The organism is Deinococcus sp. Leaf326 (assembly GCF_001424185.1).
Lineage (GTDB): Bacteria > Deinococcota > Deinococci > Deinococcales > Deinococcaceae > Deinococcus.
Genome location: NZ_LMOM01000079.1, coordinates 1 through 7,446, shown reverse-complemented (window position 1 = coordinate 7,446; position 7,446 = coordinate 1). Strand labels below are relative to the sequence as shown.

General features: G+C 61.5%; 10 protein-coding genes. 3 read left to right on the top strand and 7 right to left on the bottom strand.

What is annotated here, in order from left to right; translation table 11 throughout:
* Window positions 1-71 precede the first annotated feature (71 nt).
* On the bottom strand, window positions 72-815 hold the full coding sequence (locus ASF71_RS25415) for a transposase (RefSeq protein ID WP_235514657.1): 744 nt from the start codon (window positions 813-815) through the stop codon (window positions 72-74).
* Here ASF71_RS25415 and ASF71_RS23250 point away from each other — a divergent pair.
* Entirely contained in the window at window positions 814-1,068 is a 255-nt protein-coding gene (locus ASF71_RS23250) for a hypothetical protein (RefSeq protein WP_082506269.1), read from the top strand. The genes ASF71_RS25415 and ASF71_RS23250 overlap by 2 nt on opposite strands.
* A gap of 195 nt (window positions 1,069-1,263) precedes the next feature.
* On the opposite strand, the gene ASF71_RS24330 is transcribed toward ASF71_RS23250, so the two are convergent.
* The 5 genes from ASF71_RS24330 to ASF71_RS20350 form a co-directional block, all read right to left on the bottom strand.
* Window positions 1,264-1,659, bottom strand: coding sequence for a hypothetical protein (locus tag ASF71_RS24330; protein WP_156373012.1), 396 nt, complete (start codon window positions 1,657-1,659; stop codon window positions 1,264-1,266).
* 199 nt (window positions 1,660-1,858) lie between these two features.
* Window positions 1,859-2,191 carry a transposase gene (locus tag ASF71_RS20370; protein WP_235514656.1) on the bottom strand — a complete coding sequence of 111 codons (333 nt, stop codon included), beginning with the start codon at window positions 2,189-2,191 and terminating at the stop codon, window positions 1,859-1,861.
* A gap of 725 nt (window positions 2,192-2,916) precedes the next feature.
* Window positions 2,917-3,573, bottom strand: coding sequence for a host-nuclease inhibitor Gam family protein (locus ASF71_RS20360; RefSeq protein WP_056303562.1), 657 nt, complete (start codon window positions 3,571-3,573; stop codon window positions 2,917-2,919).
* Window positions 3,574-3,754: 181 nt separating this feature from the next.
* Entirely contained in the window at window positions 3,755-4,087 is a 333-nt protein-coding gene (locus ASF71_RS20355) for an MFS transporter (protein WP_082506268.1), read from the bottom strand.
* A gap of 67 nt (window positions 4,088-4,154) precedes the next feature.
* Window positions 4,155-5,504 carry an NtaA/DmoA family FMN-dependent monooxygenase gene (locus tag ASF71_RS20350; protein WP_056303558.1) on the bottom strand — a complete coding sequence of 450 codons (1,350 nt, stop codon included), beginning with the start codon at window positions 5,502-5,504 and terminating at the stop codon, window positions 4,155-4,157.
* 161 nt (window positions 5,505-5,665) lie between these two features.
* Between ASF71_RS20350 and ASF71_RS20345 the strand changes: the two genes are divergently transcribed.
* Both ASF71_RS20345 and ASF71_RS20340 read left to right on the top strand, forming a co-directional pair.
* Entirely contained in the window at window positions 5,666-6,205 is a 540-nt protein-coding gene (locus ASF71_RS20345; RefSeq protein ID WP_235514654.1) for a TetR/AcrR family transcriptional regulator, read from the top strand.
* Window positions 6,202-6,936: an NADPH-dependent F420 reductase gene (locus tag ASF71_RS20340; protein WP_056303554.1), complete on the top strand. Its 735-nt coding sequence runs from the start codon at window positions 6,202-6,204 to the stop codon at window positions 6,934-6,936. The genes ASF71_RS20345 and ASF71_RS20340 overlap by 4 nt, the downstream gene beginning before the upstream one ends.
* Before the next feature lie 47 nt (window positions 6,937-6,983).
* Here ASF71_RS20340 and ASF71_RS20335 read toward each other — a convergent pair whose 3' ends face one another.
* On the bottom strand, window positions 6,984-7,382 hold the full coding sequence (locus tag ASF71_RS20335) for a transposase (protein ID WP_235514655.1): 399 nt from the start codon (window positions 7,380-7,382) through the stop codon (window positions 6,984-6,986).
* Between the last annotated feature and the right edge of the window lie 64 nt (window positions 7,383-7,446).

The following is a 7,446-nucleotide window of genomic DNA, read 5'->3' as shown; positions in this document are numbered from 1 at the left end:
ACGATGCCCTGCGCTGGAAACCAGAACGACTGGTGACCTTTCTGGAGGCGATCATCAGCCCTTTTTCAGCGTCAGGAGCAGTAAAAAATGAAGTTGTCCTCTACTGAGCTCGCATAGGACAATGAATAGCCGTGCTGGCCGAGAAATTCCGCGTTTTTCGTGAAGAGGTGTAGTAGCCGGTTGAGATAAAGCTTCGGCTGAAGAGCGAGCAGCGCACGACGTGCGCTGCTCGCCAGCGTTTGACCTGGTTGTGCGTCCAGCAGGGTCAGCGTCCAGGCGACGAAGACCAAGAGGAGCCACCGGTCCATTCCCCGCGCGGTCCGTAGGGCGAAGCGATTCAGCCCGAACTGGTGTGTGCTCTCCTTGAAGAACGACTCAATCTGCCAGCGCTTCGCCCCCTCGGAGATCACTTCGTTACCATCCATCAACTCGGAGGACACCGCGTGGAACACGCGCTGGCCGCGCTGAACGCGGCCGAGCGTCAAGGTGTCGTGCGGCCAATTCTGGAGCTCGATATCCCCGCCATGCGGGCAATCCGCAACGGTGACGCCGCCGGGATGCTCTGTACGCCGGGTCGACCCTACACCGACCACGAATTCAAAGCCCAGCATTTGAACCTCGTCCAGGAAGGCGGCGGCCTCAAATCCACTGTCGGCGAGGACGCGCACCCGGAACCGGGTGCGAATAGTGTCCGGAACGGTGCGCAGCAGGTTACGAGCAAGCGTGACGGGGGTAGGGGTCCCCTTGCCGCGGTACACCCGGTAGCCCACCGGAAACTTCAGCGTCCCGTGACTTTGCGAAGAGGATGACGAGATGGATACCGTGAACCTCGTTGTAGACGCGGACGAACACCAGCTGGCGTCCCGTTTTCGGGACGCTGGTCAGGTCGACGCTCAGCCGCAGGTGCGGACGATGTTTATGCTTGGCCGCCTGGAGCCGGAGATCCCACTGGGCGTGCCCCAGGAGGGTCCAGCACGCCGCGGTATCCCAGTCATATTCGTTGAAGAAACGACTGAGGGCACTGGCGCTGACAAGCTCGGCTTGGTGAAGCACCGTTTTCACGTCTAGATTGAGAAACAGGGCCTGGGCTGCCCCGAGGCTGCGTTGCTGATAGGTGGTGGCAGGGACAGCCAGCAGTCAGTCTGTCAGAATGCGAGCGCGCTCCCAAAGAGGCTGTGACGTAGACGCTCCCAGACTCTCGCGTCTGGGAGCGCTTTTTTCGTCCTATGCAGCTGCAACTCCTGAGTCAACCCCTATTCGCGGTTATTTATATTTAATCTCCGATATATACTTGTTTACTAACGCTAAGAGAAATTCATCCTTATTCATCTCCATAACTTTACTAAATGAGCCTTCTGCAGTGTATCTTCGACCATCTCTATCCTGGTGTTTCGTTCTTACGGTAACGTAATACATACCAGAACCCTGTAAAGGCTCTCTTACGAGTTCAAATCCCAGCTCCAACCTTCCCTGCATGTCGAAGATGGTCACCCCCGTGCTCCCCACGGTAACCTGCTTCGTATTCTTCAGTTGCTCAGCAAGTTCCTGAAATGCAGGAGTAGCTACATTAGCCAAAAAATCACCATAGGCTTTTTTTCCTTCTTGTGCTTGAGAGATTTTTTTCTTCTTTTTTGATGGCCTGCTGCGCAAGCGCCTCATTTAGCTCCTCTCGCCAATCAGTCATGCCTATAAGATACCCCCCCTCTCGACGCTGGGCACGGATCCAGTCAATGCCGTGCCCAGCGTCGGCGATCTCTTGTGGCCATGACCTCAGCATCTGACACTTTGCAGCGAATGGCGTCCTGAACGCGATTCGGCATGGTAAAGAGCAGTATCTGGGCTCAGTACCCGACAGCTTCTATAACGCCGTCTGAGAGGGCATCAACAGCTCAATGAGGAACAAACCGTCTACAGCAGCCTGATCCTCTGGCCGACCCAAGCTCCGGACCAGCGTTCGCAGCCCCAGGGTCACCACACTCCAAGCGCGTCGACCGTGCGATTTGAAGTTGGCCTCCTGCAGGAGGCCAACCAGGACGCACCAGACGTAGGCGATGGTCAGCAGACAGAGCAGGCGCTCCACGTGATCGTGGAGCGTCATGTGCGTGTTCTCGACGTTGAAGCCTTGGGTCTTGAGTGCACGGAAGAGGCACTCGATGCGGAACCGTCGGCGGTACCTGGCCTGGATCGTCATGACCGAGCCCGTGTTGCTGGCGATGATCAGGGCCTCGCCGTCAGGTGTCTTCGTCAGGACGACATTCATCGGCTGACCGTACACCAAGAGGTCTTCACACCAGAGGCCAGTGGCCTCTGGTCTCAGTCGAGCCCACCAGTCGTCTGCCCGCCAGTCGTCAATCAGCGTGTCCAGTCGCAGGCGGACACAGAGCGGAATCCCCCGCGCTACCAGCCCGGCAGACCAGTCCTGGCCGAAGAGGTCGTGGAGGCTGGTGATGGGGCGGCCGAGACGGCGGGAGGCGCCCGCGAGGACCGCGCGGCGGAGGGCCTGGCCGTCGTGGGCAGTGAGGAGGTNAGAGGTCGTGGAGGCTGGTGATGGGGCGGCCGAGACGGCGGGAGGCGCCCGCGAGGACCGCGCGGCGGAGGGCCTGGCCGTCGTGGGCAGTGAGGAGGTACCGCAGACTGCCTGGCTCTCCTGGCAGCTCGCGGACACTGAAGGGGGCGCGGTCATCGTCGGTGGCGAGTCGTGATCCCAGGTGCTCGACGTCGGTGAGATCGCGGGCATAGAGCCAAGAGCGGAAGCGGGTGCGCTCGAAGGTAACCTGCCCGTCCTCGCGGCGCCAGATGAGGGCCTGGCCGGAGAGGTCGGCATGAACGGACACGATCCCCGGGGTGGGGTCGTGTCCGTTCAGCAAGGGATCGAAGGGAGGAGTCATAACGTCGTCGCCCCAGGATAGGGGGTGACTACTCCTGATCCTCACCTTCCTTGCCGGCTTTGACAAAGAAGGTCTCGCTGGCGGGCTTGATGCTCAGGCCGGGCAGCTCGGCGACCGTGCCCTCGGAGACGAGGTAGGCCACGTCGCCCTCGACTTTGATCAGGCGGTTGAGGGCAGTGAGATTGATCTTGGGCTCGATCACCGTCGCGAGATCGCCCCCAGCGGCTTCGAGCGCCTGCAGGAGTGCGGCATCGTCCGTTGCGCCGACGCGGGCGGCACTCTTGCGCAGGCCTACGGTCCCGGTCAGGAGCTTCGGGCTGCGTCCCTTGCCGAGATGGGATCGGAGGACCTGTTCGGCCTGTGCCGCGTAGCGCCAGTCGAGGTGTTCTTCATTGCGCTCGATGTCGCGGAGCATGGCGTCGTACTGAGCTTTGAGGCGGACCTTGCGGCTCTGGAGATCGGTCTTCTTGCCGACGAACCACTGGAGGCGGTTGAGGGTGTCGATCTGAAACTGCTGCTGGGGGGCACTCAGGCCTTCGGCGACCTCGTAGACCGTGAGGGCGGCGTAGAGACCTTCAAACTCGGCGTGGTCTGCATGGCCGACCTGGCTGGCGCCGGCGTTCCAGAGCGCCTGGATGCGGGCAAGGGCGTCGGCGTAGGTGGTCGGATCAATCGGGGCAATCATGCGGCAGGGTTCCCGCCGCCGGCGGGGAGGGAGAGCGGTCGCCGGGTGGAGACGTGTGGTGCACGGGCACAGGGCGTCAGGGACATGAGTCAGCATGGCGTGTCCGGAGCGTGGCCACGTGCTGACATGAAAAAAGGCCCCACATGGGGGCCCGAGGGAGAGAGGGGTTAGCGGGTAGCGATTAAGCAGCGGGGGAGCCCCCCAGCCGCCGTGAGGAGTGCAGGGACGTGAAGGTACCCATCGCAAGGAAGAACACCGTGCGCGACGTCAGGCGCTGCATCAGGAAGCCGGTGATCGGGATGACCACGGCCATCGTCAGCATGAACGCAGTGGCCAGCCACTGCGCCACGCCAGCGGTAATGCGAAAGTCGACGATCAAGGTAGGCAGGGCGACGTTCACGATAGTCTCGTTCAACACCACCACGAAGGTGGCGATCAGAAGAACCAGGATCATGGCGCGGTTGTGCGCCTCCTGTTTTGTGTGTGTAACGACGGAACGGGTATCAGTAGTCATGAAGTCAGCCTCGGCGATGAAGGGGGGGTGGGGAATGTCCTACGGGTGAGGCACAGCCGCCCAGCCGTCATGAGGTGACGGCGGCGGTGCGCAGGTCGAGGCCGTACTGCTGTGGTACCCCAAGATGGTCCCGGAGTGTGGCACCCTCATAGTCGGTGTGGAACAGGCCCCGTTCCTGCAAGATGGGCACCACTTGGTCGACAAAGGTGTCGATGCCATCCTCGTAGACATCGACAGAGATCCAGAACCCGTCCGCAGCGCCAGCCTCGAACCACTCCTGCATGTGGTCAGCGATCACCTCGGGCGTGCCGACGGGGGTTGGATGATAGTCGATCACCCCGTGAGCAAGGATCTCACGCAGGGTCCAGCCCTCGCGGGCCACCTTCAGGGCTTGCGCGGAGCGGGGATCGGCGGATACAGGGTGGGCGGTTGCCAGTTCCTGGGCGCTGAGTGGCTCGTCGAGTCGGACCACCGACAGCGGGAGACCCAGCATCTGTCCGAGGTAGGGCACCCGTGACGGCAGAATGTCCTTGCCGAGTTGAAGACGGCGGTCAATGGCCTCACGTCTGGTTGTGCCGATGGCAGGCATCACACCGGCAAAGAACTTGATTTCGTCGGGGTTGCGGCCTGCTTCCTGGGCTGCCCGGCGCAGGGCCGCGCGCTGGGCGCGGGCATCCTCGATACTGAAGGTTGCGCCGATCACGCCGCTGGCATATTGCCCAGCCACCTGTAGGCCGTAGTTGCCGCCACCAGCCTGGAAGATCACGGGCTGGCCCTGCTCCGAGGGTGGGATGGGCAGCGGCCCCCGCGAACCGACGTGACGGCCTTGCAGCTTCATAGACCGGATCTTGGACGTGTCTGCGAAGTGGCCGTTCGCGGCATCGTGAATCCAGGCATCCTGGCCCCAGCTGCCCCACAAGGCCTGCACGATTTGCACCATTTCATGCAGGCGCTCGTACTTTTCCTGACGTTGGAGGGGTTGCTGTCCGAAATTGGCGGCACCCGTGGGGTCGGAGGTCGGCACGACATTCCAGCCTATGCGTCCGTGACTCATGATGTCGAGAGTCTTGAACATGCGGGCCAGGTTGTACGGCTCGTTAAAGGTCGAGGAAGCTGTGGTGACCAGCCCAATGCGGCTGGTGGCGCGGGCGACGGCCGCCAAGGTCAGCAGCGGTTCCAGGGTGAACATGGAAGGCTGGTGCGACAGGTCGGTATCCACCCCCAGGCCGTCAGGGAGGAAGAGGAAGTGGAATTTTCCCCTTTCAGCTGCTTGAGCGTAACGCACCTGGGCGTCGAAATCTGTGGCGCTGGTGGGACTGACACCCGGCATTCGCCAGGCGTGGGGCTGCGAGCCGTAACCGTTGCTGAATTGCATGCCAAGGATCATGCGTCTATCTGGAGAAATTCTCCGTTTCATATATGGTATGATACGGAGGCAGTCTCCAAAACGCAAGGAGGCTCAAGACCGAGGGCGTCTCCACAGAGTCAAAGCATCCCCACTCACTTCAGCAAGGAGGACTGATCTTCACGGAAGCCACCTCACGCAAACCCCGTACCGACTTCATCCGCAACCGCACGGTGATCCTGGATACCGCACAACGTCACTTTCAGAGGCACGGCATCAGCACCTCACTGGACGCCATTGCCAAGGAAGCCGGGATCGGACCAGGAACGCTCTACCGTCATTTCCCGACCCGCGAGGCCCTGCTGGCTGCCGTCCTACAGCTCCACTCCCAAGAATTGGTCGCGCGACGCGCGAGCCTGATCCAGATTGACGACCCGGAGGAGGCCCTGCAGCAGTGGTTGCGTGCCCTAGAAGACTACCTCAACGCCTTTAGCGGCCTCCCCGAACCCCTGATGGCGGCGACCCGGGCGAGTGCACCGGACAATCCACTGACTTACCCCTGCGATCAGCTCATCACCATGACAGATGAGTTTCTCCAAGCGGCTCAACTGCACGGCCATACCCGCAGCGAGGTGCAGTCGCGTGACCTGTTCCTGGCCACCGCCGCCATCGCCTGGATCCGGGGGGAAGGCTCCACGGATGATGCCAGGCGCATCCGCACCCTCATTCAGAGTGGGTACGACCGCTCAGGCACCACCAGGAGTCAACCATGAACATCGGCATCATCGGCGCTGGCCACATCGGCGCCACCCTCGCCCGCAAGCTCGCTGCTCAGGGCCATACGGTCAAACTCGCGAACTCCAAAGGACCGGAATCCATTCTCGACCTTGCCCACGAGATTGGCGCGACCGCCGTCACCAAGGAAGAGGCAGTTCAGCACGTGGACGTGATCATTCTGTCGATTCCGTTTGCCCGTCACACGGAATTGAGAGGGTTTTTCAACGAAGTTCCCAGGGATGTCGTGGTCATCGACACGTCGAACTACTATCCCTTCCGTGACGGGGCTATCGCGGAAGTCGATGGGGGCAAACCGGAAGGCGTCTGGGTCAGTGAACAGATTGGCCGACCGGTGATCAAAGCATGGAACGCGGTGTTGGCACAGACCTTGACAGACCGAGGCACGGCCGCTGGCACGCCCGCACGGATTGCCCTTCCAGTGGCAGGTGATGACGCGGACGCCAAAGCCACAGCGATGCAATTGGTGGACGCCACGGGCTTTGACGCCTTGGATGCAGGTACGCTGGCCGACTCCTGGCGACAGCAGCCGGGTACCCCGGCATACTGCACTGAATTGCCGTTGGACGAACTGCAGATGGCGGTGACCGCTGCCGACCAGCAACGTGCACCGCAGAACCGCGACGCACTGATGAAGACATTCATGACCCAAAGCGCGCCACTCACGCATGACGATATAGTTGCCCTCAACCGTGCCCTGACCGCATGACAACCCGCATGGGCACGTCTCAAGAGGCCTGACTGACATCTTGCAGTTTAGGTTGAAGGGGCAAAAAGTGCGTGCTGGAACGCGTCGAGCGCGTTCAATTCCAGTTGAAGTGCTTGACGCCGCACTTCGGGGACGTGCTGAGCAAAGCGTTCAAGTCCGAATCTCCCCTTGACCGTTTTGAAGAAGGCTTCAATGCGCCAGCGGCGCTTCCCCATGCGAGCGAGGTACTTGCCGCCCAGGTCGAGRTTGGACATAACGAAGCGTTGTTCCGGCTCGGTGTTCCGGTAGAGCCAGACCCAGGAGATGCACATGGTCTGGTCAAGCCCACAGGGCTTGACCAGGCTTCCCCGGACCATCAGGTCACGGACCTGCCGCCCAKCCTCCAGTTTCCGAGAGCAGCGCACTCCGACCAYGATGTCCAAGCCATGGGCGAGGACACCCCGAATGAACTCGGCACTCTCGAACCCCCCGTCTGCATGCAGACGGGGCCGACGGTTGCCCTTCAGTCAC